The 19,973-nt window shown below is 67.0% G+C and carries 36 protein-coding genes and 1 tRNA gene; 4 read left to right on the forward strand and 33 right to left on the reverse strand.

The features are described from left to right. From CHAN_RS08610 to CHAN_RS08775, 33 genes are all read right to left on the reverse strand, one after another. Entirely contained in the window at nt 1-1,578 is a 1,578-nt protein-coding gene (locus tag CHAN_RS08610; protein WP_290288757.1) for a terminase large subunit domain-containing protein, read from the reverse strand. 2 nt (nt 1,579-1,580) lie between these two features. After that, nucleotides 1,581-1,898, reverse strand: a complete 318-nt coding sequence (locus tag CHAN_RS08615) for a terminase small subunit (RefSeq protein ID WP_290288761.1) — start codon at nt 1,896-1,898, stop codon at nt 1,581-1,583. A 128-nt stretch (nt 1,899-2,026) separates the two neighbouring features. Continuing rightward, nucleotides 2,027-2,704: a RapZ C-terminal domain-containing protein gene (locus CHAN_RS13700; RefSeq protein ID WP_353959808.1), complete on the reverse strand. Its 678-nt coding sequence runs from the start codon at nt 2,702-2,704 to the stop codon at nt 2,027-2,029. Between the two features lie 46 nt (nt 2,705-2,750). Then, a tRNA-Leu gene (locus tag CHAN_RS08630) sits at nt 2,751-2,827 on the reverse strand. A gap of 261 nt (nt 2,828-3,088) precedes the next feature. Further along, complete coding sequence (locus CHAN_RS08635) at nt 3,089-3,505, reverse strand: hypothetical protein (protein ID WP_290288763.1); 417 nt, start codon at nt 3,503-3,505, stop codon at nt 3,089-3,091. Nucleotides 3,506-3,550: 45 nt separating this feature from the next. Beyond that, complete coding sequence (locus CHAN_RS08640; protein ID WP_290288765.1) at nt 3,551-3,973, reverse strand: hypothetical protein; 423 nt, start codon at nt 3,971-3,973, stop codon at nt 3,551-3,553. Nucleotides 3,974-4,024: 51 nt separating this feature from the next. After that, entirely contained in the window at nt 4,025-4,219 is a 195-nt protein-coding gene (locus CHAN_RS08645; protein WP_290288767.1) for a hypothetical protein, read from the reverse strand. A 13-nt stretch (nt 4,220-4,232) separates the two neighbouring features. Continuing rightward, entirely contained in the window at nt 4,233-4,682 is a 450-nt protein-coding gene (locus CHAN_RS08650) for a hypothetical protein (protein ID WP_290288768.1), read from the reverse strand. Next, nucleotides 4,679-4,903 (reverse strand): hypothetical protein, encoded by a 225-nt coding sequence (locus CHAN_RS08655; protein ID WP_290288769.1) that lies wholly within the window; start codon nt 4,901-4,903, stop codon nt 4,679-4,681. Before CHAN_RS08655 ends, CHAN_RS08650 begins: the two co-directional genes overlap by 4 nt. Nucleotides 4,904-4,976: 73 nt before the next feature. After that, nucleotides 4,977-5,357, reverse strand: a complete 381-nt coding sequence (locus tag CHAN_RS08660; RefSeq protein WP_290288770.1) for an XkdD/Y8K6 family phage-associated protein — start codon at nt 5,355-5,357, stop codon at nt 4,977-4,979. Then, nucleotides 5,354-5,533, reverse strand: coding sequence for a hypothetical protein (locus CHAN_RS08665; protein WP_290288771.1), 180 nt, complete (start codon nt 5,531-5,533; stop codon nt 5,354-5,356). The genes CHAN_RS08660 and CHAN_RS08665 overlap by 4 nt, the downstream gene beginning before the upstream one ends. After that, entirely contained in the window at nt 5,530-5,784 is a 255-nt protein-coding gene (locus CHAN_RS08670; RefSeq protein WP_290288774.1) for a hypothetical protein, read from the reverse strand. The genes CHAN_RS08665 and CHAN_RS08670 overlap by 4 nt, the downstream gene beginning before the upstream one ends. Beyond that, complete coding sequence (locus CHAN_RS08675) at nt 5,781-6,080, reverse strand: hypothetical protein (protein WP_290288776.1); 300 nt, start codon at nt 6,078-6,080, stop codon at nt 5,781-5,783. The genes CHAN_RS08670 and CHAN_RS08675 overlap by 4 nt, the downstream gene beginning before the upstream one ends. Beyond that, on the reverse strand, nt 6,073-6,603 hold the full coding sequence (locus CHAN_RS08680; RefSeq protein WP_290288779.1) for a hypothetical protein: 531 nt from the start codon (nt 6,601-6,603) through the stop codon (nt 6,073-6,075). Before CHAN_RS08680 ends, CHAN_RS08675 begins: the two co-directional genes overlap by 8 nt. Then, nucleotides 6,600-6,887, reverse strand: a complete 288-nt coding sequence (locus CHAN_RS08685; protein WP_290288783.1) for a hypothetical protein — start codon at nt 6,885-6,887, stop codon at nt 6,600-6,602. Before CHAN_RS08685 ends, CHAN_RS08680 begins: the two co-directional genes overlap by 4 nt. Before the next feature lie 19 nt (nt 6,888-6,906). Then, nucleotides 6,907-7,542, reverse strand: coding sequence for a MerR family transcriptional regulator (locus tag CHAN_RS08690; RefSeq protein WP_290288785.1), 636 nt, complete (start codon nt 7,540-7,542; stop codon nt 6,907-6,909). Beyond that, nucleotides 7,535-7,930, reverse strand: a complete 396-nt coding sequence (locus CHAN_RS08695) for a hypothetical protein (protein ID WP_290288788.1) — start codon at nt 7,928-7,930, stop codon at nt 7,535-7,537. Before CHAN_RS08695 ends, CHAN_RS08690 begins: the two co-directional genes overlap by 8 nt. Next, nucleotides 7,927-9,081, reverse strand: a complete 1,155-nt coding sequence (locus tag CHAN_RS08700; protein ID WP_290288791.1) for a hypothetical protein — start codon at nt 9,079-9,081, stop codon at nt 7,927-7,929. Before CHAN_RS08700 ends, CHAN_RS08695 begins: the two co-directional genes overlap by 4 nt. 18 nt (nt 9,082-9,099) lie before the next feature. Further along, nucleotides 9,100-9,573, reverse strand: a complete 474-nt coding sequence (locus CHAN_RS08705) for a single-stranded DNA-binding protein (protein WP_290288794.1) — start codon at nt 9,571-9,573, stop codon at nt 9,100-9,102. Next, nucleotides 9,573-10,496: a hypothetical protein gene (locus CHAN_RS08710; protein WP_290288796.1), complete on the reverse strand. Its 924-nt coding sequence runs from the start codon at nt 10,494-10,496 to the stop codon at nt 9,573-9,575. The genes CHAN_RS08705 and CHAN_RS08710 overlap by 1 nt, the downstream gene beginning before the upstream one ends. A gap of 9 nt (nt 10,497-10,505) precedes the next feature. Further along, the gene (locus tag CHAN_RS08715; RefSeq protein ID WP_290288798.1) at nt 10,506-10,652 is read right to left on the reverse strand and encodes a hypothetical protein; all 147 of its coding nucleotides are present in this window, start codon (nt 10,650-10,652) and stop codon (nt 10,506-10,508) included. After that, nucleotides 10,649-10,867 (reverse strand): hypothetical protein, encoded by a 219-nt coding sequence (locus CHAN_RS08720; protein ID WP_290288800.1) that lies wholly within the window; start codon nt 10,865-10,867, stop codon nt 10,649-10,651. The genes CHAN_RS08715 and CHAN_RS08720 overlap by 4 nt, the downstream gene beginning before the upstream one ends. Before the next feature lie 8 nt (nt 10,868-10,875). Next, entirely contained in the window at nt 10,876-11,274 is a 399-nt protein-coding gene (locus CHAN_RS08725) for a hypothetical protein (RefSeq protein WP_290288803.1), read from the reverse strand. Then, entirely contained in the window at nt 11,274-11,504 is a 231-nt protein-coding gene (locus CHAN_RS08730; RefSeq protein ID WP_290288805.1) for a hypothetical protein, read from the reverse strand. Before CHAN_RS08730 ends, CHAN_RS08725 begins: the two co-directional genes overlap by 1 nt. Further along, nucleotides 11,501-12,451, reverse strand: a complete 951-nt coding sequence (locus CHAN_RS08735; RefSeq protein ID WP_290288807.1) for a hypothetical protein — start codon at nt 12,449-12,451, stop codon at nt 11,501-11,503. Before CHAN_RS08735 ends, CHAN_RS08730 begins: the two co-directional genes overlap by 4 nt. After that, the gene (locus CHAN_RS08740; protein WP_290288809.1) at nt 12,448-12,663 is read right to left on the reverse strand and encodes a hypothetical protein; all 216 of its coding nucleotides are present in this window, start codon (nt 12,661-12,663) and stop codon (nt 12,448-12,450) included. The genes CHAN_RS08735 and CHAN_RS08740 overlap by 4 nt, the downstream gene beginning before the upstream one ends. Beyond that, nucleotides 12,660-12,848 carry a hypothetical protein gene (locus tag CHAN_RS08745; RefSeq protein ID WP_290288811.1) on the reverse strand — a complete coding sequence of 63 codons (189 nt, stop codon included), beginning with the start codon at nt 12,846-12,848 and terminating at the stop codon, nt 12,660-12,662. Before CHAN_RS08745 ends, CHAN_RS08740 begins: the two co-directional genes overlap by 4 nt. Next, nucleotides 12,845-13,072: a hypothetical protein gene (locus CHAN_RS08750; protein ID WP_290288813.1), complete on the reverse strand. Its 228-nt coding sequence runs from the start codon at nt 13,070-13,072 to the stop codon at nt 12,845-12,847. The genes CHAN_RS08745 and CHAN_RS08750 overlap by 4 nt, the downstream gene beginning before the upstream one ends. After that, entirely contained in the window at nt 13,069-13,281 is a 213-nt protein-coding gene (locus tag CHAN_RS08755; RefSeq protein WP_290288814.1) for a hypothetical protein, read from the reverse strand. The genes CHAN_RS08750 and CHAN_RS08755 overlap by 4 nt, the downstream gene beginning before the upstream one ends. Continuing rightward, nucleotides 13,278-14,048 carry a phage antirepressor KilAC domain-containing protein gene (locus CHAN_RS08760; RefSeq protein WP_290288818.1) on the reverse strand — a complete coding sequence of 257 codons (771 nt, stop codon included), beginning with the start codon at nt 14,046-14,048 and terminating at the stop codon, nt 13,278-13,280. Before CHAN_RS08760 ends, CHAN_RS08755 begins: the two co-directional genes overlap by 4 nt. 841 nt (nt 14,049-14,889) lie before the next feature. After that, on the reverse strand, nt 14,890-15,303 hold the full coding sequence (locus CHAN_RS08765; protein ID WP_290288821.1) for a hypothetical protein: 414 nt from the start codon (nt 15,301-15,303) through the stop codon (nt 14,890-14,892). Beyond that, the gene (locus CHAN_RS08770; RefSeq protein ID WP_290288822.1) at nt 15,300-16,184 is read right to left on the reverse strand and encodes a BRO family protein; all 885 of its coding nucleotides are present in this window, start codon (nt 16,182-16,184) and stop codon (nt 15,300-15,302) included. The genes CHAN_RS08765 and CHAN_RS08770 overlap by 4 nt, the downstream gene beginning before the upstream one ends. 15 nt (nt 16,185-16,199) lie before the next feature. Then, a complete protein-coding gene (locus tag CHAN_RS08775; RefSeq protein WP_290288824.1) occupies nt 16,200-16,430 on the reverse strand; it encodes a hypothetical protein in 231 nt (76 codons plus the stop codon). A gap of 491 nt (nt 16,431-16,921) precedes the next feature. On the opposite strand from CHAN_RS08775, the gene CHAN_RS08780 reads away from it, so the two are divergent. The 4 genes from CHAN_RS08780 (at nt 16,922) to CHAN_RS08795 (ending at nt 19,937) form a co-directional block, all read left to right on the forward strand. Beyond that, nucleotides 16,922-17,392 carry a hypothetical protein gene (locus CHAN_RS08780; protein WP_290288826.1) on the forward strand — a complete coding sequence of 157 codons (471 nt, stop codon included), beginning with the start codon at nt 16,922-16,924 and terminating at the stop codon, nt 17,390-17,392. Further along, nucleotides 17,382-17,768, forward strand: coding sequence for an ImmA/IrrE family metallo-endopeptidase (locus CHAN_RS08785; protein ID WP_290288828.1), 387 nt, complete (start codon nt 17,382-17,384; stop codon nt 17,766-17,768). The genes CHAN_RS08780 and CHAN_RS08785 overlap by 11 nt, the downstream gene beginning before the upstream one ends. Continuing rightward, on the forward strand, nt 17,765-18,661 hold the full coding sequence (locus CHAN_RS08790; protein ID WP_290288830.1) for a hypothetical protein: 897 nt from the start codon (nt 17,765-17,767) through the stop codon (nt 18,659-18,661). Before CHAN_RS08785 ends, CHAN_RS08790 begins: the two co-directional genes overlap by 4 nt. Before the next feature lie 94 nt (nt 18,662-18,755). After that, on the forward strand, nt 18,756-19,937 hold the full coding sequence (locus CHAN_RS08795) for a tyrosine-type recombinase/integrase (protein WP_290288832.1): 1,182 nt from the start codon (nt 18,756-18,758) through the stop codon (nt 19,935-19,937). Nucleotides 19,938-19,973: the final 36 nt, after the last annotated feature.

Here is a 19,973-nt window from a genome sequence, read left to right on the forward strand (position 1 = left end):
TCACCAGTTCATGCCCAGCGCCGACCCTCGTGGCACCGCGAAGTCTCGCGGCGCCGACGACGTCGTCGTCTGCTGTGCTTGGAATCCGATGGCAGCCGGTGGAATCTCCACCTCTGCCGTGTACTCCCCCAGCCCCCATGCCGCGTACGTCGCGGCGACCAGCGGCGAAATGTCCCCCTCGGACATGGTCTCCGACCAGGCGACCGACGCCCCCGAGTCGAAGGCCTTCGTCACCGCGACGGCGACGGCCTCATCGAGGCGCTGGTCCCCGCCGTGGGTCACCGTCCCGTCGGACACCCGCTTGAGGATCTCCGCCGTCGACAGCTTCATCTGCGGGAAGGTCATCATCTCCGGTTCGACGCCCGCGTCGATCAACGCACGCTCGAGCACCGCCGCGGGCGAATTGCGCGGGATGACGATGGCCACCGGGTCGCCGGATTCGACTGCGGCCTTGATGAAGTCGACCATCTGCGCGACGGTCGCTTCGGCGTGTCGGCCGATCTCGACGTGCACGCCCCGGGTGGTCTTCACCGCGGCGGCGACCGTCCACAGGTCGGAGCCGGGGCTGACGTTGATCGCCAGGCACGCCTGGCCGGTCGACGCGGGCTCGGCCCACCGAAGCTCCGCCCACCGCTCCGGCGTAATCGCCGGTTCAACCTCTTCGAGGTCATCGACGCGCTGGCACAAGTTCTCGGTGCGGAACTCCGGCTCGGACTTCGCCTCGAACTCGGCTTGGATATCGCGGACGGTCATGCGCCCGTGCCCCAGGTCGGGGTTAGCCTGCGCCCAGCCGCGGCGGTCATCGACGGCGAGGTCGGGGTCAGCGGACCATTCGAAAAGCCCCACGGTCGCCTCCGTTCCCCCGGTGTCGATGTTGGCCAGCGCGCCGTCGCGCAGCGAGTTGAGCACCACCGACCGCCAGTCGCCGGCATTGGACGCCGTGAGGTTCAGGCCGAACACCGGCGACAGCGTCGTGGACGACAGCGCCGCCCAGCCCTCCCAGGTCTTGTGCTCTCGCAACTCGTCCATGAACAACAGGTTCACGGTCTTGCCGCGCCCGGCCTTCCGGTCAAGCCCGGCGATGCGGTACGCGCCCCACTTCGAGCGCAGCGCCTCCGAGCCGTTGTTGAACGTCGTGCGCTTCATGCGCTTGTTCAGTCCGGGGTGCTCTTCGCATTCGAGGACGATCTCCTCCCACAGCTCCTTGGCGTCGTTCTTCGTCTGCGCGGCGCCGAGGATGTACTTCAGGCGCTGGCGGAACAGCGCCCACTTGATGACGACCTTGACGACGTGAGTCTTGCCGTTCTGGCGGGCGACCATGAGCAGCACCGTCTTGAACCGCGGTACCTGCTCGTCCCACAGGTCAGGGCGATCCGGGTACAGCGCCTGCTTCGCGTCCAGCGTCATCAGCTCGAAGGCGTGGATGACGAACCACTGCTGCCACGGCGTCAGGGGCTCGCGGAGGATCTCCTTGGCGAACCAGATGATGTCGAATCCGAGTGAGGTCTCGGGGGTCAATTCGACCAGCGGCGGGGTGAATACTCGCGGCTCGCGGGACCCGATCAGTGCCGCGGCCACCGTCACCACTCATCGTTGTCTTCGCCCGAGTCGAGGTTGAGCTTCTGCCGGCCCTCGGGGTTGAGCCCGAGGGAGGTCAACACCTTGTGCAGGGTCGGCATGGGGCCGAAGCTGGTCTTCTCGAAGGCAGCGGGGTCGCCGGAGTCGCGGGCGTTGTCGATGATCTCGGCGAGCTGCAGTGCGAGCTCGACGGCGGCGTCGTCGGTGATCTCCAGGTGGTCGGCGGCTTCGATGGCTTCGAGGACGTGGGCGCGCATGCGGCCGGTGACCGGTTCGGATTCGATGTGTTCGGCTTCAACCCAGCCTTGAACGTCGTTCATTGGTGAACCTCCTTCACGCGCGCGCGAGCCCCCGGTTCAGCGTCGGGAGAGAGAGCCTGGCTACCCGAGGCGCTGGGGGTCAGGCGCGGGGCCCTCCAGGATTTTGGACAGGGCCCCTTAGGGTTGCCTTACCTTTCGGGCCAGTGGAATGCCCGGGCGGCGGGGAGGCGACGCAGCGCCGGCCGCTGGTCGTCGCGCTCCCCCTTCTGCCTCGACCGGTTGCACGACGCGTGCAGCAGCCGGTCGGCTTTCCTACCGCCGTTGCTGCGTGCTTGAGTGTGGTCAGCGTCGAGGGCCTGGGATCGGTACATCGGCTCGCCGCACCACCAGCACGGCGTGCCGTCGACGTGGAGCTTGAGCAGGCGTGCGCGCTGCTGCTGGTGATCCCACCCGAGCCCACGCTCGGTGGTCGTCTTCCCGGACTTGGCCATGTCGACCTCCTCGAGACATGAGTGCCGCACCTCGACGTCGTGCCCTCGTGCCGTGAGTTCGTGCGCGAGCGCTTCGGCGATGACGACGCTTCGGTGTCGGCCTGCACTGCACATGGTGCCGATGGTCAGCTGCCCTGCCGTGATCGTCGGGATGCGGCTGGCTTCGGTGGCGATGAGCGCGCGGGTTTCGTCGTGGCTGGTGAGCCAGTCGGTGACCATGGGGTCGCGGCCGTCGCGTGGCCGGAGTGCTTCGACGTCGTGCGGGTTGGGTAGGTGCCGGCAGTCGATGGTGCGGTTGGTGCGTGGTGCGCGTTTGGTGCCGTGGCTGATGATGGTGATGTGCATTGGGTTTGGGGCGCGAGCGTTGGTCGACACGCTGGTTGGTGTCCTGTTGTTGTGGCGTGTGCCGCACGCTCGCGCCTGGTGTCCTCGGCAGGGGTCGAACCTGCTCTGTGCGGGGTTTGAGGCCGCTGCCTCTGCCGGTTGGGCTACGAGGACGCACCCCGGGGGTGGGGGTGTTGGTGGGGGCGGGGTTGCCATGGGGTGGGGGGCAGTCGACCCCCGGGGTGGATGGGGCCCCGGGGGTCTTGACCTTCACCCGACCTCCCCTGTCGCAGCGTCGTGTCGCTGATGGTCGACGGGGAGGGACCATGACGAGCGCATGAGAAAACCCCCCGTGGAGACAGGGCCTCCCGGGGGTTCATTTCACGCGCTAGCGCTTAGCTTACACGATGTAACCGGACAGTCCAGGTCGCGGGCTTATTGGCGGGTCGGGGGGGTTTCTTTCCGGCGTGGGGTGAGCGCGACGTATGGGCCAAGGTCCATGCGAGACAGTTCGCCGCATGCCCATCCGGAGAACACTTCTGGGAGGTGTTCTCGCTTCCAGAGGTATTTTCCGGAGATGACAAGGTCGTCGGCCGGGGCCGCGTCGAGTTCTTCGTTGGTCCAGTAGACGACGAACTGGCGGGTTTCGAGGAGCTTCTCTAGGTCGACTGGTCCTTCGCTGGGGTTGTCGGTGAATTCGCCGGTGGGAATGTCGGTCGATATGAGTTCAACGTGTTCGATTGGCATCAGTCCGGCTGGGGTGGTTCCCGTGTGAACGTAGGCGTTGCTTTCGTCGTCGTGTCGGATGTCAACTGGGTATCGGACGTTGCCGTCCAGGAAGCGGATAGTCATGGGTTCATGATGGCAGCTGGGGGTGACCTGTCCTGTGGGGTCGTTTTAGGAGAGTTCCGTCTTCAGGTTTTTCCAGTGGTCTTCCAACTTGGTATCCACTGGGCGCGAGATGATTTCACGAAGGTCGTCGCCTTCTTCGTTTTCCCCGCGTTGGAAAGCTTCGGCTGCTTCGAAGTAATCGGGGCCAGGTTCAATGCCGAGCCGGCGAAGGCCATCGGCGGTCTCCTTCGTGAGTTCCCCGTGCTGTTGAACAGTGCGGACGTAGTCCGGGATCCATGCGGGGATCGCGAGCCATCCGGGGAGAGCTTCCCCGCTACGCAGCGCAATTGGAAGCCACTCGTGGGCGTGCCCAAAGCCTTCGGTCGGCTCCGACAGCTCTTCGACGGACGTTTCCGTCAGTGTCATGTTGTCGGTTATTTGGTACTTCAAGAACCTTGCGGGCTTGGACGGGTGCAGTAGATAAAACATGCTTCACTCCTTTTGGCGGGGTCTCCCAGTGTACGTTCGGCGGTGAACGATTCACTTGTCCTGACGTGAGGGGCCGTTGATCGCCTGGTCCATCGGGTAGATGGACGCGCCGATGAAGATTCCAATTGCGAGATGGAAGTCGGCTAGGTCGCGGGCGGGTGACTCCCACGCGATACCAGCGATGATCGCCATGGCGATGACGTTGAAGGCGACGTACGCCAGGTGAATTTTCCTGCTGCGGTTCATGCTGCTTTTCCTTCTACAGGTAGTGGTTGGTCATGTAGTCGGTGGGTTCGAGGTCGTGGCCTTCGTAGGTGGTTTTGCCTTCGTGGATGCGCCAGTGGTGGGCGCGGGCCAGCTCGCCTGGGGTGACGGCGATGGCGCATTTTTGGGCGAGGCCGCACCGGTGGGTGGTGCCGTCGGGGTCCGCGGCGGTGACGCTGCGGGCGGTCCAGTCCGGGTGGTCGGTGTCGGTGCTGACGAGGCGACGCCACCGCACCGACGCCGCCGTTGAGGCCCGGTCGTCGGGGCGGCACCAGATCAGCCGCCCGGCGAAACCGTCATGCAGGCTGGCGGATTCGATCGACGCCCGGCGGGCCGGTGGTTCGTAGCCGTGGCCGTCGTCCTGGGCGGTGAGCTCGCCGCACTCGTGGGCGGGTGCCGGTGCGATGAGCGTCGACGTGAGCAGCTCCATCTGCGGCGCGGTCATTGGTGGACCTCGAAGGTGGTGAATCGGGAGCAGCCGATTTCCACGAGCCCCGCGTGATCGACGTCGCGGCCGCGAACGAGGACACCGACGGCTCCAAGGTCGGCGACTTCCATCACCTCGAGCAGCGGTCCGCGGGGACGGCTGACGATCTGACGGGGCCGGAGGTGCTGCGCCTCGACGTGCACCACGCTGAACAGCGTGGGCTGCGGGAGGTTGATCATGGTTTGCCCCAGAGGATGTGGAGGGCGCGGGCTTCGGCGCGGAGGATCGCGCATCGGATACGGGCGAAGGTGCTCATGCTTCCTCCGGTTCGGTGACGTAGCGGCGGACGACGACGATGGGGAGCGGGTAGTGAATGCAGATGCCCATGCGTTTGGCGCACTGGTCTGCTTCCTCGCGGGATGCCCACCACGCTCCGGGCTTCTCCCCGCCGCATGACACGCCCCATTCCTCGCGCATTCCGGCGATCATGGCGGCCATGTCCGGGGCGGCGGCAATCAGGGCCGCGTCGGCTTCGTTGTGGATTTCCTGGGCGATGTTGTCGCAGGCGATGAGCGGGCCACCGTCGACGGTTCGGTGCTTAACGACGGCGGGATGCTCATCGGGCGCGCCGCCCACGTCCCACGGGCCGGGTGTGGTGCCGTCGAGCAGGTCGCGGGCTTCGTCGGGGGTCACTGGTCGGCCCCCTCGTGCAGGTCGCCGTCGGGGTCTCGGGGCTCCTCGCAGAGGCGGGGGCCGATTCCGCAGCAGCCGGGCTGGCACTGGGGGCGAGTGCTGAAGCGGGTGCGGCGGTAGGGGCCGGGGCAGTGGTTGCCGTCATCGTCGAAATCATCGGCGGGCGACCAGCTCATCGGTCGTCTCCTTCGTGTTCGTCTCGGGTTTCCCAGGGGTCGCAGCACCATTGGTCGCGGATGGTGCAGGTGGCGCAGGTGGCGCAGGGGTCGGTGGGCGGGATGCGGGTCAGGGTGCCGGCGCGGTCGATCACGACGATCTCGCGGCGGCCGGGGGTGAACGCGGCCGAGTACCCGTCGCGGCGTAGGTGCTGGACGATCTCCGCGGCCTGCTTGCCGGTGCCGTCCCAGCAGATATCGAGAGTGCTCATCGGACCTCCGTTTCGAGGCGGTAGCGGCGCCCGTTGACGACGAGGACTTCTTCGGGGCTCGTGTAGTCGTCCGCTGATTTCACGACGTCTGAGAGGGGGATCCCGCGGGCTTCGCACAGGAGCCCCAGGACGACGGCGAACGGCGCGAACCGCTCGTACTCGGTGACATCGAGGCCACTTGGGAAGGGGCAGAGCAGCGTTTCCAGGGCATCTCTGGGGCAGTTCCGGGCCCATTTGAGCGCGGTGTTGATTTCCCCGGCGATGGCTGCGCGTTCCCGCGCGGTGAGGTCAGCCATTGCGGTGCTCCATGCGGGGCCGGTCGATCTCGGCGATGACGGTGGTTTCTGCAGCTACCGGGCGGCCGCCGCCGAACGGCTGGTGGTCGTCGGGGAAGCGCCACTGGGTGCGTTTGCCGGTGACCTTCCGGTCGGACAGTAGCCTCGCGTCATCCAGGTAGACCTGGTGGCCTTTGGGGGACCACGGCGGCCCGTAGCGGTTGGTGATGCCGTTGAGCTGGGTGGCTAGGTAGCCGTCGGGATCGGGGACGTCGAGCGTTGCCTCGCGGACTTCCTGCCCGTCGGGGTTGGTGTAGTAGATCCGGGCGACGACCGACGGGCGGTCGGTACGCCCGGCCCATGCGTCCATCGTTCCGCCGGGGATGTGGCCCATGCGGGCGAGCTTGTGGGCGAAGGCCACTGCGTCGGCCCAATCCGAGAATCGTCCGACGTTCGGGTCGATGGGCAGGCGGTCGTCGTGTACTTCCCAGACCCGGCCGAAGCCGTGCTGGAAGGTTCCGGTGACGCTGACGTGGTTGCTCACTGCTGGTCACCTCCCTGCGTGTCGTTGTCGGTGCCGCGGGCCTTGTTGCGCATGTCGCGGGCGACCTGCTTCATCCAGGTGTCGCCGGCGACGGTGGCCTTCTCCCCCAGCTCGGCGGCGAACTGGGCGAGCTCCTGGGACAGCAGCGTCATCGCGACGGGCCGGGGGATGATGCCCGGCGTGATGGTCATCGACACGGTCATGGCGTCGTCGGTGATCGCCAGCGTTCCTTCGACCGGCGGGGTGGTGTTGAGGTCGAAGATTCCTTCGCGCGGGGTAGTCATGGCGGGGTCCTCCTGGTGGTTAGGCGGATTTGTGGGTGAGGCGGGCGGAGATGTCGCCGAGGCGGTAGAGCAGTCGCCCGGCGCGGGTGGCGCCCTGCGGGGTGATGTGTCCGCGTTCGCGCCACTTGCGGATTTGGTCGGTGGTGCACCGGTAGCCGAGTCCGTCGAGGACGGTTTGGGCTTGGGCGGCGGTGACGAGCTGCTCGGCGGCGTCGGCGGTCATCGTTCGGCGGGTCGGCTCGGCGGCTGGGGTGTCGCTGGGTGGGTCGACGTAGGCGACGATGCGGGCGGTGATGTGGTCGATTTCGTCGGCGGCGTCGGGGCCCCATTCGCGTTGGGCGACGTGGGAGACGACTTGTCCGAGGCGGGCGGCGAGGTGCCCGGGGTGGCGGGTGGGGCCGATGAACCACGCGGGGGGCAGGCCGAGGTCGCTGGCGAGGTTGGTCAGCCAGCCGTGGAGGATTTCCTCGGCTTCGGTCTGCAGGTCGAGGGGGTGGAGGTTCATTGGTGGGCGGGGGCCGGGGAGGTTGGGGGCGCGGCCGGCGTTGTCGGTGCCGCCTTGGCTGCGGGTTTTGGTGCCGTTGAGGCGGGGGGCGTAGCGGACGATGAGGGCGAGGTTCCTGCCGAGGCGTTCTGCCTGGGTGGCGTCAAGCACGCGGTGCTCCCTTCGTGGTGATGGTGAGGTAGAGGCGGGATTCTCGGGGTCCGGGGGCGTCGCGTTGCGGCGGGTCGATGGTGGGCATGTGCTTGGTCATCTGGTCGGGGGTGTCGTCGGCGGTGAGGCCGGCGTCGACGAGGCCGTCGCAGGCGGCTTTGAGGGTGGGGACGAGGTTGTCGGCGTCGCGGCGGCGTCGGTCGCGGGGGACGTAGTGCAGGGCGACGGTGGCGTGGTCAACGCCCTGGGGGAGCTTGGCGTTGCGGGCGAGGACGTTGGTGGCGTAGCGGATGTCGCGGACGGTGTCGGCTTTACGGCGCCAGTGCATGCGCTGGTTGGCCGTGAGGGGCGGCAGGGCGTATGGGAGCCACAGGGTGTACTCGGTCATGCCGTGCGCCTTTCTCGGGCGTCTGCGGCGGCTTTCCGCGCGATTTCGCGGGCCTCCTGCGCGGCGCGTTCCCTCTCCTCGCGTTCGGTGATCTGCTGCATGACGATCTCGGAGTTGCGGTCGGGGTCGTGGGTGCAGCGGGTGACGGGCTGGACGTCGAGGATCCACCCGCCGTCGTCGCACAGCTCGCATCCCTCGATCGCCGCGCGTTTGGCGGCGGCCTGCTGCCGGCGCTGTGCCGCCCTGCCCCACGACGCCCGCTCGGCCGACTTGCGTGCATCGGCGCACCCACCGCACGGCGGGGGATGCGGATCTCCGATGTGCGTCGCACACCTCGCGGCGCCGGGATCATCCAGCCACGCGTCGGGAATCTGAAAATTCTGGGGAGGGGAAAAACCCGGCTCCGCTCCCCCAGTAACGTTCCCGACCGCCTTTCCCCCCAAGGTTGAGTGTTGTGTGTTGAGGGTTGCTGTTGCTGTTGCTGTTGAAGGGCTTGGGTTAACCGATGGGTTACCGGAAGGGATGCCTTCACCCTTAACCGATGGGTAAACCGAAGGGTTACCGGAAGGGTCAACGGAACCCTTAACGGAACCCTTAACGGAAGGGTTCGGGGAAGGGTTAGCCGAAGGGTTAACCGAAGGGTTGCCGGAACCCTTAACCGATGGGTTCCAGCATGGGTAAACCGAAGGGTCAATCGAGTCCCCGGCCATCAACTCCGACAGCTCCTGCGACCCCCACCCCTTCATCCCCGGACGCTCCCGCTTGAGCCGATTCAGCTCATGCACGAGCACCCCACGGATCCCCGCCGACGCGACCTCCGCCGCGGCGCGTGCAGCGGCGGTGGCCATGTTCGGCATCTTGAGGAGATCGTCATTGCGGTGGAACGACCGCACCAGATACTCCTCGGTCTCCTGGTCGATGACGACGTACAGGTGATGGGCCAGCTCGGCGCCGGCGTTTTCCACCACCTCCACGTCATGACCCTGGGCGAGCGCGGCGAGACGGTTGGGCCGCCAGTCCCCCACACCGGCGCTGGTGAGCGTCGGGTGGGTCAGCAACAGGAAGTACAGCCACTGCGCCGCCGGGGTCAGCGCCCGAAATGCATCGTCGTTCCAGATGCTGAGTCGGATCTGGGCATATTCACGAGCCACTGGCGGACTCCTTTCTCACTAGTCGTTGGTCACCCACGGCGGCTGGTCGCCGCCGCTATTGGGCTTGGACGACGCCCACGGATCCGGGTTGGGCTGGCCGACGGCCGGGCGCCCGCCACCGCCGCGCGGGTTGCGGATCACCTGCGCCGTGGCGAACTTCAGCGACGGACCGACCTCGGCGTCCTTGATCTCGTAGACGGTGCGCTGCTGCCCCTCGCGGGTTTCGTACGACCGCTGGTGCAGCGTGCCGGTGACGATGACGCGCATGCCCTTGGCCAGCGTTTCCATGACGTTTTCCGCCTGTTCTTTCCAGACGTTGCAGGTCAGGAACACCGCGTCGCCGTCCTCCCACTGGTTGGCGTCGCGGTTGAACACCCGGGGCGTCGACGCCACGCGGAAGTTCGCCACCGCGGCACCCGACGGGGTGTAGCGCAGCTCCGGATCAGCGACGACGTTGCCGACCAGCGTGATCGGGGTGTCTCCCTGCGCCATTACTGCTGCACCTCCGCGGCGAGCTCGGAGGCCCGCTCGGTCCACGCCTCACGAAGCACCGCAAGCGCGGCCTCGTCGTCACCGAGCTTCGACACATGCGCGCCGACCTTGGACTGCATCTCCTCCTCGGATCGCGACGCCACAAGCCCATCGAGGAGCTCACGGAGCATCGCGTTGCCGTCGATGACGGCCTGCGCGTCGACGGCCGGGGCTTCCTGCATCTCCGACACGTCGACGGGGGCCTGCTCGTCCTGGCGGGCGTGCATGCGGCTGCGAGCAGCCTCAATCGCCGACACCGCACCACCGCCGGCGGTCGGCCGGTCCGCGCGCGTCGCCTGCGCCTGGACGGGCTCCGACAGGCGGAGCTCCTCGACGCTGTAGGCGATGCCGGACAGGATGTGCGACCCGAGGCGGCGGCACACCTCGGTGGCGGCCTTGGCGTAGAGCATCGCCGCGGGAATCTGCTTGTACAGGCTGTTCTTCGTGTACCCAGCCTGCTGGGCCATGTCGATGGTCCACCGGGCGGTGTACGTCTCGCCGGTCGGGGCGGTGCCGACGACGGTGACGGCGGTGTCGGTGTTTTCGGTGACGTCGAAGCGGTAGCCGTGGGCGCGGAGCAGGCCGACCATGGTGCGGGCCTCGACGCCGGGCTTGCCGTTGATGACCATGACCTGCTGCAGCGACTGGATCGCGTTGAGGCCGAGCTCGGCGCCGTAGAGGATGGCGGCCGCGCCGTCGTGGGGCTTGCCGCGGTACTGCTTGGGGACGAGCTCGGTGGAGCACATCGCCTCGGCGACCTGCATCGCCGCGCCCATCGCTTCGGCCTGCTCCTTGAGGGAAGCCAGGGCCTGCGAGCTGGACGGGGCGGTCAGGGGCATGGCTTCGCCCTGGTGGGCGGTGTCGGGGAGGTTCTGGGTGGTCATGGTGGTCTCCTAGATGTAGGTGGTGATGAGGATTGCCAGTGCGGCGATGACGCCGACGGCGACGACGATGAGGTACGGCCACAGGCCCGGATCGTCGTCAAACGGGGCGCCATGCAGGCGCTTGTAGTCGCGGGGGAACCGCGGGTCTTCGGTCACAGGTGCTCCTTGATGACGTCGCGCACCCACGTCGGAATGCGCTTGTCCTGGTACTGGGTGCGGCCGTGGGCGACGGCTTCGGCGATGCCCAGGTGCTCGACCTGGCTGGCATCGTCCAGCTGCTCCCACCGCCGGGGCGCGTAAAAGCTATTGCGGCGCTGCTGGCGCTTCTCGTACGCCTGGTGCAGGGCAACCGCGGCTTTGATGACGGTCACGGGGGCTCCTAGCTGGTGATCGGGGTGCGGGTCAGCAACGTCGCGGCGACCTCCGGCGGCAGCACTGCGAAGCGGTCGCGGTTGCTGGTGGTGATCAGCACGTCCCCCGGCCTGGCGCGGTGGTACGACCCGTCCTGCAGCGCAATCCGCACCTCGCGGATCGCCCCGCCCTGCTTGCGGATGATCTGCCAGTCCGCGCGGTGCGGGAGCACCGCATGAAGCACGGCGTCGACCTGGTCGTCGCTGAACGCGGCCGCCGCCAGCGGAAACACCGTCGCCGCGTACACAGCCAGCTGCGGCTCCACCCGCACGAACGTGCCCGGCAGCGGATTACCCAGCCTGCGCAGCGCATCACCGCGCGACCGGGCGCGGAGGGCGTGGTGTCCCTCGCGGATCTTCCGGCCCATCAGACGTCACCTCCCGTGCGGCCCGCCGGCAGCGGCATACCGCACTTGGTGTGCGCCGCTTCCAGGGACTGCACGAGCTGACGTCCCTTCTCGGTCAGGCGGACGGGGCCGGACATCTGCACCCACCCGCCACGGCGCAGGGAGCCGAGCAGCGACGGGTGCACCTCCGGGGTGTCGGTGGCGGTGTAGATGCGCCACACGCCGTCGAGGATCTGCGGATTCGTCGTCACGCCGCCACCTCCTTCGGCAGCGGCACGTGCCGCAGCTGCACGCCTCGTTTCGTAGCGACGCGCTTGGCGAGGACATGCCCATCGGGGTCGATGGCGACAGCCGCGCGGCCCATCTCCTCCAGCAGCCGCGCTCCGGCGATCTCCGCGTCCTTGTCGGCCGCGCGTTTGGCGGCGGCCGCGTCCTTCGACGCGGTTTTCGCCCGATCCCACGCGGCGGCGAGATCCGCGTCGACGGACACCGGGTCGGCGTCGTCGTCAATGTCGGGGTGGCGGAGCTTCGCGATGCGGTAGTCATTCGGCGCCGTCGGCGTCGGCGGGTGCCCGTCGAGCGTCGCGATGAACGCGTGGACGCTGGCGACGAGGTCCGCGGCGAACTCGGCCACGTACGGCACCTCGAACTCGCGCCACTCGTAGTACGGCCCGGCGACGACGATCACGGCGGGGTGCTCGACCAGGCCGGAGCACAGCATTTCCCAGGTCTCCTGGATCAGCCAGTCCACCGGCAGCGTCTCCTCGGTGAGGTTCTGGAATTCCTCCCAGTCCCGCACCGTCTTGAACTGCACACACCTGGAAAAACGCGGCCCGCGGGAGCGGTTGACCATGGTGGCCACCCGGTCCAGCGTCGCCGCGTTGTCGAACCCGAGGTGAGGATTCTGCACCTGCACCTCCCCACGCGACAGACGCCACCCCGGATTGCGCTCGGCCCACCAGTACGCCAGGGCGTGCTCCATCGCGTGGCCGGTGAGGAACCGATCCTCCATCGAGGAGTCCTCGACGCGGATGCCGTTGAGCATGTTCCACACGCTGTAGGGCGTCTCGTAGGCGGATTCCCCGGCGATGCCGGCGACCTTCGACGCGGTGATGATTCGCGCCCACTCGGCGGTGCCGGGCTTGGCGGGCTGGCGGACGACGCACAGGGACGTCGGGGTCGGGGTGGCGGTCATCATCCCCACCCCGCATCCAGGGCGGCGGCGAGGTGCTGGTCTGCTTGGTGGCCGATCCACAGGGTGAGCGCCAGCGCGGCGGCGGCGAGCGTGGCCCACGTGGCGGCGGTGGCCCACCGTCGGGGCGGGCGTGCGTTGATAGGCGTGCGCACGGTGACGGGCACGCCGACGGCGAGCATCAAGTCCAACTCGTCGGAATAGTTCGTGTAGGTCATGCTGCGTCCTTCAAGTTGTCAAACCACTGGTCAAGGTCAGCTTTTCGGGCGCGCCACCCCATGCCCGCGACCTTGCGGGCCGGGAGCGGGTTCGTCGGGCGGGTCGCCAAGCGCGTCAGCTGCGGCCCGCTGAGCCGCAGGTACTCGCGGATCTCCGGGCCGGTCATGATCTCCGGGGCGCTCATCGGCGGCCGTCCTCCCGGTCGAGGTGGCGCATCGCCCGGTGAAAGGCGTCGCGGGCCTCGTCGGAATCGAGGCCGGAGAAGCTGTAATCCGCCTTGGCGGTCTTCTTGGGGGCGATGCGGCGGATCTCGACGCGCACACGCGTCATCGTCCGCAGCTCCCACAGGATCGCGACGAGCAGCAGCAGCGCCGCCACGTCGAACAAGATGGTGATGAAGGTCGTCATGATTCGAATTCCTCTCCGGGATTCAGGCCGGCGGTGCCGACGACGTAGGCGATGGTGATCGCGCGGGCGGAGTACCCCTCGCGGCGGCACTTGTCGGCCAGGGACGAGCGGGTCAGGTCACGGCCGGGCATGTACTCGGCGGCCTGCAGGTCCGTCAGCTCGGCTAGGCGGCCGAGGGTGTTGAGCTTCTGGGCGGTGGCGTGGGTCATGCGGCCACGTCCTCGGCGGCCCAGCGGCGCATCGCCCGCTCGATCGCCACCGCACCGGCCGGGGTGATCTTCAGCGTCTGCCGCACTTCACCGGCCAGCCGCGGCGCGTCGTGCGCCGGGATCAGGCGGAAGTAGCGCTTCTTGTCGGCGACGGCGCGCCACTGGTACTCGGTGACCAGGCCGTTCTTTTTGTTCGACCAGCGCTGGTAGTCGCGGCGGTAGATCCAGCCGCGGGCCATCAGCACCTGCCGGAGGTGCTTCTCCCCCACCTCCAGCTGGTTCGCCAGGGTGCGGAATTGGATCAGGTCCTCGTCGGCGACGAACTCGTCGTGGTAAGCGACCTTCGGGGCGTCCTCGGCGACCTTCGCTTCGAGCTCCTGGACCTTGCGGTACGTCAGCTGCAGCGCCCGGTGGACGATTTCATCGTCCGACAGCGGTGCCGAGTAGGAGCCGGTCTTGCGGATCTGGGGGAGGACCTCTCGGGTGACCCAGCGCTTGAAGTCCTTTGCTTCCGGGCGGCGGGAGCGGAGGATCGCGGAGTACAGGCCGGATTCGGCGATGGTGATCATCTGCTGCTCGCCGCCGGGGGTCTGCCAATTCGACAGACCCTTTTCGTCGGCGTCGAGGTGGCGGGTCATCGCGGACGCTTCGGAGAATCCGAGGACCTTGGCGACGTCGGCGGCGACCCATCGGGGCTCGCCGTCGTCGCCCTGGATGACGCGGACCTCGTGCCCTCGGAAGTCGAAGGGCTGGATGGTAGATTTCATGGTGGTTTCCTTTGGTAGGGACTGAAAACGCCCGCCCCGGCTGCAACCCGGGGCGGGCACTCACATAGATGGGTTGGTGGGTTCGTGGCTGATCCCGTGACGGTGGCTGGGGCGGTTTTCGCGGGCATTGCCGCAATGGGCGCACCTTTTTCCGTGTATCTCGCCAAGCGGCAGGTGTCTCTCGCGCAGCAGCAGTTGGAGCAAGCCGGCGGAATCCAGATCACGGTGAAAAGGTCGCGGTCGTCGGTGTCCGTTAATGGCTCTGAGCCGGCAGAGAGATTTGAGTGCACGGTCATCCTTGGCGGGCCCGGGACTCGGCACTCCACCGATTTGTCGATCTCCGTCGGGGATCGGTTTCGGGTATTGGATGGCCCCGTAGATCTCTTTCACGCATCATCGCCGCCGCTCAGTGGCGTATTCCGACTCACACACGATGAAGCGGAGAAGGCTTACATCCACGTGAACTGGGTGTCCCACTACAACGGTGGCGTACTCCCCCAGGCGATCCGTTGTCGACTCCTGGAGGAACGGCACACGGAGTACTGGAAGTGGAATCGGAGGCGACTCTGGCGCCGGCGCGTCGCTATGGCGCGAGGGTGGGAGAAGGTCTTCCGGCCTAAGGATCTTGGGAAATGGTGTAAGACACCAAACCGCCCTTATTTGGATCGTGAATTGCCAGGGTGGCCGCTAGGTAGACCAGACCGCACACTAGGTGTACACCCAGAGCCACCAGGCCAATTGCCCATATGATGGCCATCTGCTGTTCTCCTTCTCGTCGTTGGGTGTGCGCAGCTCGCCGGCCCGGGGCCAGCCGCAGGGCCGTCATCGACTGCGAATCAACTCATCGACTGCGAATCAACTCATCGGCGTTCACCAGACCGGCGCGGGACAGCACCGCTATCGCATCAAGCACCTCACTGGCGGCAGACTTGCTGATCCGCTCCTCCCCATCGGCAGGCCACTGGATCGGCGCTGACCGCTGGATGATCGCCTTGTACCCGGCGGCTTCCAGAATGTCCCGACGGATAGCCGCCGACGACCGCGACCTCCACGCCTTGTCGAGGTTGGGTTCAATCCACTTGGACGTGCCGAACTGCTTGATGTAGTCGTCGTGCGGTTCCCACCCGACGGGGCACATCTCCTCGGTGTAGTACCGCTCCCCTGCACGTGGCCCGTATTTGTACGTGTTGAAGCAAATCCGCTTTTCCCACTCGGGCTGAGCGGTGATCTGCACTCGGTAGTAGTAGTCAGTCATGCTCCAAGCTCCTTCATCTCTTCGTTGCTGATCAGCACCAATCCAGTGCTGTGCTGGTTGACGGGCAGTCCCTCTGCGGCGAGGCGGTCGCGAAACTCCAGCTCCATCTGCGGACGGATTCGAGGGTTGAACCGGCGCTTGCCGCCGTGAACCCCCTTGTCGTGGTTGTAGATGTAGGGGCGGCCCTTCGCCTTTGGTTTGCCGTGGTCGGGGCCAGGGCGGGCCTTTCCTTCGTGGTTGACGCGCGCGCCGCGCTGGTCGATCTGCCAGCCGTGCCGGTACAGGTGTTCCTGAAATTGCTTTGCGGGCACGTCGGAGAAATACTTCTTGCCGAAGTCCGTCGGGGTGATGCCGTCGCTGCCTTCGATGCCACGCTTGAAAGCGTTGAGTGCGTCGGCTCGTCGCTCTGCTTTGGCGGCGCGGGCGCCTTCGAGTTCCGCCCGCTCGGCTTGTTCGGCTGCGGCGCGTAGCGCTCCGGCGTAGGTTGCGGGGATTTCGAAGCGCTGGGGCGCTGTTTCTGCTTCGCGGGTGCGGATCGCGAAGTATGCCTGGGCGGCGGCGATCTCCCGCTTACGCGGGTCGCCATTCATCGCGACGAGATAGCACGCGAAGCGAGACAGGTGCACATCCTCGCGCATTTGATTCGTCGCGCCGGAAGGTTCCCGGAGCCGGGAAGCTTCCTCGTCTGCGCGGTGCCCTTGTGCGACGAGAGAAGCGGTAGCGCGTTCGATGGCGCCGTTGAACCGCTCCCACTTGTCATAGCCCAACAGGGGCATGAGGTCGCGGGCCGACCAGAACTCCGAACCGTCGGGCCGGGTACGCTTGATGGTGTCAAAGGGGGATGCGTCCCCGTTGACTGGCTCCAGGTGATTGCTGGTCATCTGGGGCCTCCTTTCTTATGCGGCGATTTTGTCGTGGGTGATGGTGAGTCCGTGCCAGATGCCGGGGGTGTCCATCAGGGTGGAGACGTGCAGCGCCATTGGTGCGCCGACGGTGGCTCCGTGGCGGAGCTTGCCGAGTTGGTCGGTGGTGATGCCCAGGGCGGTGGCGAGCGCTTGCTCGCTGGTGAGTCGTTTTTCCTGGGCGATGATGTCCAGCGCTCCGGGCTGGAATCGGTAGGCAACCATGTGCCCTCCTTTCGTCGGTGGGTAGGGGCGGGGGCCAGGTGCCACGGGGTGTGGCTGGTGTCCTGGTTGTAAAGGGAGGACTCCTGATCTGGTGGTCCCCCGCCCCTGGTGCCCGCGTGCGGATTCGAACCGCGCCCCACTCCCGCGTGGGGCCCATGCGCGGGCTTGGATTTGTACTGCGCTGGCCTCTACCACGGCAGGGCGCGACCCCTGCCGGTTCCGTCGTCCGCCGCGTACGCCCTTCTTCCAATCAGGGCGCCCATAGCGACGGCAAGTGCATGACCAGCGCGTTCCACTAATTCAGTTCTGCAAACATCTCCTGCAACCGCTTCCCCGGCTAGGCCGTCTCCGTGGTGCTGGAATACAGTTTGCGCCCATCGGATACGCATCGCAAGCCTGTGATTCCAGGCCACCCCCTCGCGCCACCCCCGCTAGCCCGATTGCGCTGCGTCTATTGCGGTTGAATACATTCATCAAGTACCGTTCGTGGCATGGACTTCCACGCATGGATTCAAGAACTCATCGGCGACGACACCCGCCGCGAAGCATCAGCAAAAGCGGGCAAATCGGAGAGCACCCTTTCCAGGCAGCTCAGCCGCGACACCCTCTCCCCCGAGATGGTCATTGCCCTGTGCCGCGCCTACGACCGACTTCCCGCCCAGGGGCTCATCGAGACCGGGTACCTCCGCCCCTGGGAGGTCGAAGGAGCGGGCATCCCCCACGCCCTTGATAAGGCGACGAATCAGCAGTTGCTCGACGCGATCCTCCGCCGCTCCGACCCGGAAGCGACGTACCTCTTCGGCATGGGAGATGACCAGATCAACCCCGACGCGGCCGTCCTCGACCTGCCGCAACGCCCTGACGACACCCCCGCGATCCGGGCGGTGTCCGACGATGACCTCCCGTACGTGGCTGACAGCAGCCCGGACAACCCCGAGGAGGACATCGAGTTTGACGATTGATGACCTACACGACCTAGCAGCCGCCATCGGTGCCCGCGTCGAATCGCACGCCGCGGGCCCGAAAGGCCGGTACATCCACCAGACCCGCACGATCAGCATCCGCTGCGACCTCGGCCCCACCCGCTACCGATGCACCCTGGCGCATGAACTCGCCCACGCGATGGCCGGCGACGAGCCCACGGGCATCGGCTGGGCGGACGCCCGGATGGAGCGGGCGGCGGATATCACCGCGGCGCGGTGGCTGATCTCCCCCGACGCCTACGCCGCGGCGGAAGCGCTCTACGGCCCCCACCCTGGGGCACTCGCCCGCGAGCTCGGCGTCACCCTCCACACCCTCCAGGTGTGGCAATCCCTCCACGAAAGGACCCCAGCATGAAAATCACCGGCCCCGGCACCTTCTCCCAGGACCTCGACGGCGAATCATGGGCATTCGATGAAATCCGCCAGCTAGCCGAAGAGGGCGGACACGCCCCCGGCACGTCGTTCACCACCACCGTCCGCCTCACCGAATTCGTTGGCACCGTCGAAGCAGAGCATGACCTCGGGAAGTTCGGTGAAATACCCGCAGCCGAAGTTGCGCCATGGATCGAAGCCATGTCCTACATCGAAGAAATCTTCGGAGAAACCATCGAGGTCGACGCCCGCGTGTGGACCTGCCGGGACTGGGAAGACTTCTATGCCTCCGTTCGACTCGATCTGCCTTCGCCCAACGAGGTGATTGCCCAGGCGCGGGCGAAGGCGGGCATCGATCCGGACATCGAGAAATCGCTCGCCCTAGATCGGGCGGAGGCTATCGCGCAGCTCGATGCGATCGAGGCCCGGCGGGATGCCGCCCCGGAGCCCGCACCGAATCCGTACGGCGCGCCCCCTTCCGCACTGCCGCCCGCGCCAATGGCCCCGCCATGGTTCGAGCTGCTGGCACCGGACGGCACGCCAAGGGCGACGCCGTTTCAGCGCGGCTACGTTCGCGGGTCGATCGGCAAGCACTTCCCTGCCGCCCGCGCGCCGCGCATGGATTACCTCACCGTCGGCCAGGCACACCGCGTGTGCGAGCACTTCGGCGTCGATCCGGCGCCGCTGACGCAAAGCGGCCGCGGCTCGATGGCGCTGTTCATCACGGTCCTGGTGCTGTTCAACGTCGCCGCGCTGCTGCTGACCTTCGCCGGCATCGGCGTGGTCTTCCTCGTCGCCGAGGCAGCGTTCTTCATTTGGTACTTCAACGTCCGTGGGAAGCTGCAGCCGCCGTTCGGAAAGCAGCCCGGGCAGTAAAAGAAAATCCGGCCCTGCCGCACGCCTTGGACAGCATGAGCGGCAGGGCCGGAGGCAACCGCCCCCTTCGTAGGGGCAGCAAGGAGAGCTTACCGTGAGTGCAGCGAATCCCCGCAAGATCATTCTCAAGTCCGGCGAGGCCCGGTGGGAGGCCCGGTACCGGGACACCGCCGGCAGGCACCGATCACGAACCTTCCACTACAAGCGGGACGCGGTGGCGTTCCTCGAGGAGACGCGGCGGGAGCTTCGGCGTGGCGAGTGGATCGACCCCGCAGACGGGACGATCACGCTCCTGGAGCTGGCGGAGGACTGGATCGATCGGTCTGACGTGCCCAACACGATTGCGGGGAGGATCACGTTCAGCCGCAACTTGGGCGACTTCGGGGGCATCGAGGTCGGCAAGCTCACGCCGCGGCACATGCGGCAGTGGGAGAAGCAGCTGCGCACCGGCAGGCCATGGAAGGGCGGTAAGCCCCTGTCGGACGGCACGGTCGGCGGGTACGTCCGCGAGATGAAGGCGATGCTCACCGCGGCGGTGGTCGATGAGCGGATCCGGAAAAGCCCTGCCGATGTGCTGAAGTCGAGGAAGGTGATCCGCAAGGTCGCGCCGGATGAGGTGCTCACCGCCGACATGGCCAACGCCATGATCGACGTTTTCGAGTCCGGGCGGCGGCGGATGACGAAGGCGGAGCGCGAGGCTGCCGGGCGCGGGGAGTTGGCCCCGTGGACGTCGATGCGCGCGGTGCCGGAGATGGGGTACCTGGTGCGGGCAGGGGCGGCAATCGGCCCGCGGCCGTCGGAGCTGCTGGATATCCGCCTGGAGGATATCGACGTCGCGCGGGGGACGGTGTACCTGAGGGGCACGAAGTCGGATGCGGCGCCGAGGACGATCGGTGTGCCGGCGGAGGTGATCCGGGAGATGCGGAAGCGGGCGGCGGAGTACCCGACGAAGGAGGGCTTCGTGATGATGCGCTCGGATGGGCGGCGGATGACGCTGCAATGGATCGAGCAGCGGTTCCGGGCGGCGCGAGAGGCGCTGGGGCTGCCGGATTCGATCACGCCGCATTCGCTGCGGCACCTGCATGCGACGTCGCTGATTGCCGCCGGGGTGGATGTGAAGGCGGTGCAGCATCGGCTGGGGCATAGCAGCGCGATGGTGACGTTGGACATTTACGCTCACTGGTGGCCGTCGCGGGAGGGGCATGTGGTGGAGGCGGCGGCGAATGTTCTTGCGGGATTTGTGCGGGATTTGCCGGGTTTGCGGGTCGTCCAGTAGTGGCAGTGGTGCTGGTCAGGGCGGTTTTTGTGCTCT

This window comes from Corynebacterium hansenii (assembly GCF_030408795.1).
Lineage (GTDB): Bacteria > Actinomycetota > Actinomycetes > Mycobacteriales > Mycobacteriaceae > Corynebacterium > Corynebacterium hansenii.

Coding starts and splice junctions, on each gene's coding strand:
- CHAN_RS08615 (WP_290288761.1), bottom strand. CDS start 1,898: ATGAACGACGTTCAAGGCTGGGTTGAAGCCGAACACATCGAATCCGAA.
- CHAN_RS08635 (WP_290288763.1), bottom strand. CDS start 3,505: ATGACTATCCGCTTCCTGGACGGCAACGTCCGATACCCAGTTGACATC.
- CHAN_RS08640 (WP_290288765.1), bottom strand. CDS start 3,973: ATGTTTTATCTACTGCACCCGTCCAAGCCCGCAAGGTTCTTGAAGTAC.
- CHAN_RS08645 (WP_290288767.1), bottom strand. CDS start 4,219: ATGAACCGCAGCAGGAAAATTCACCTGGCGTACGTCGCCTTCAACGTC.
- CHAN_RS08650 (WP_290288768.1), bottom strand. CDS start 4,682: ATGACCGCGCCGCAGATGGAGCTGCTCACGTCGACGCTCATCGCACCG.
- CHAN_RS08655 (WP_290288769.1), bottom strand. CDS start 4,903: ATGATCAACCTCCCGCAGCCCACGCTGTTCAGCGTGGTGCACGTCGAG.
- CHAN_RS08665 (WP_290288771.1), bottom strand. CDS start 5,533: ATGAGCTGGTCGCCCGCCGATGATTTCGACGATGACGGCAACCACTGC.
- CHAN_RS08670 (WP_290288774.1), bottom strand. CDS start 5,784: ATGAGCACTCTCGATATCTGCTGGGACGGCACCGGCAAGCAGGCCGCG.
- CHAN_RS08675 (WP_290288776.1), bottom strand. CDS start 6,080: ATGGCTGACCTCACCGCGCGGGAACGCGCAGCCATCGCCGGGGAAATC.
- CHAN_RS08685 (WP_290288783.1), bottom strand. CDS start 6,887: ATGACTACCCCGCGCGAAGGAATCTTCGACCTCAACACCACCCCGCCG.
- CHAN_RS08695 (WP_290288788.1), bottom strand. CDS start 7,930: ATGACCGAGTACACCCTGTGGCTCCCATACGCCCTGCCGCCCCTCACG.
- CHAN_RS08705 (WP_290288794.1), bottom strand. CDS start 9,573: ATGGCGCAGGGAGACACCCCGATCACGCTGGTCGGCAACGTCGTCGCT.
- CHAN_RS08710 (WP_290288796.1), bottom strand. CDS start 10,496: ATGACCACCCAGAACCTCCCCGACACCGCCCACCAGGGCGAAGCCATG.
- CHAN_RS08725 (WP_290288803.1), bottom strand. CDS start 11,274: ATGGGCCGGAAGATCCGCGAGGGACACCACGCCCTCCGCGCCCGGTCG.
- CHAN_RS08735 (WP_290288807.1), bottom strand. CDS start 12,451: ATGATGACCGCCACCCCGACCCCGACGTCCCTGTGCGTCGTCCGCCAG.
- CHAN_RS08740 (WP_290288809.1), bottom strand. CDS start 12,663: ATGACCTACACGAACTATTCCGACGAGTTGGACTTGATGCTCGCCGTC.
- CHAN_RS08745 (WP_290288811.1), bottom strand. CDS start 12,848: ATGAGCGCCCCGGAGATCATGACCGGCCCGGAGATCCGCGAGTACCTG.
- CHAN_RS08750 (WP_290288813.1), bottom strand. CDS start 13,072: ATGACGACCTTCATCACCATCTTGTTCGACGTGGCGGCGCTGCTGCTG.
- CHAN_RS08755 (WP_290288814.1), bottom strand. CDS start 13,281: ATGACCCACGCCACCGCCCAGAAGCTCAACACCCTCGGCCGCCTAGCC.
- CHAN_RS08760 (WP_290288818.1), bottom strand. CDS start 14,048: ATGAAATCTACCATCCAGCCCTTCGACTTCCGAGGGCACGAGGTCCGC.
- CHAN_RS08765 (WP_290288821.1), bottom strand. CDS start 15,303: ATGACTGACTACTACTACCGAGTGCAGATCACCGCTCAGCCCGAGTGG.
- CHAN_RS08770 (WP_290288822.1), bottom strand. CDS start 16,184: ATGACCAGCAATCACCTGGAGCCAGTCAACGGGGACGCATCCCCCTTT.
- CHAN_RS08775 (WP_290288824.1), bottom strand. CDS start 16,430: ATGGTTGCCTACCGATTCCAGCCCGGAGCGCTGGACATCATCGCCCAG.
- CHAN_RS08780 (WP_290288826.1), top strand. CDS start 16,922: ATGGACTTCCACGCATGGATTCAAGAACTCATCGGCGACGACACCCGC.
- CHAN_RS08790 (WP_290288830.1), top strand. CDS start 17,765: ATGAAAATCACCGGCCCCGGCACCTTCTCCCAGGACCTCGACGGCGAA.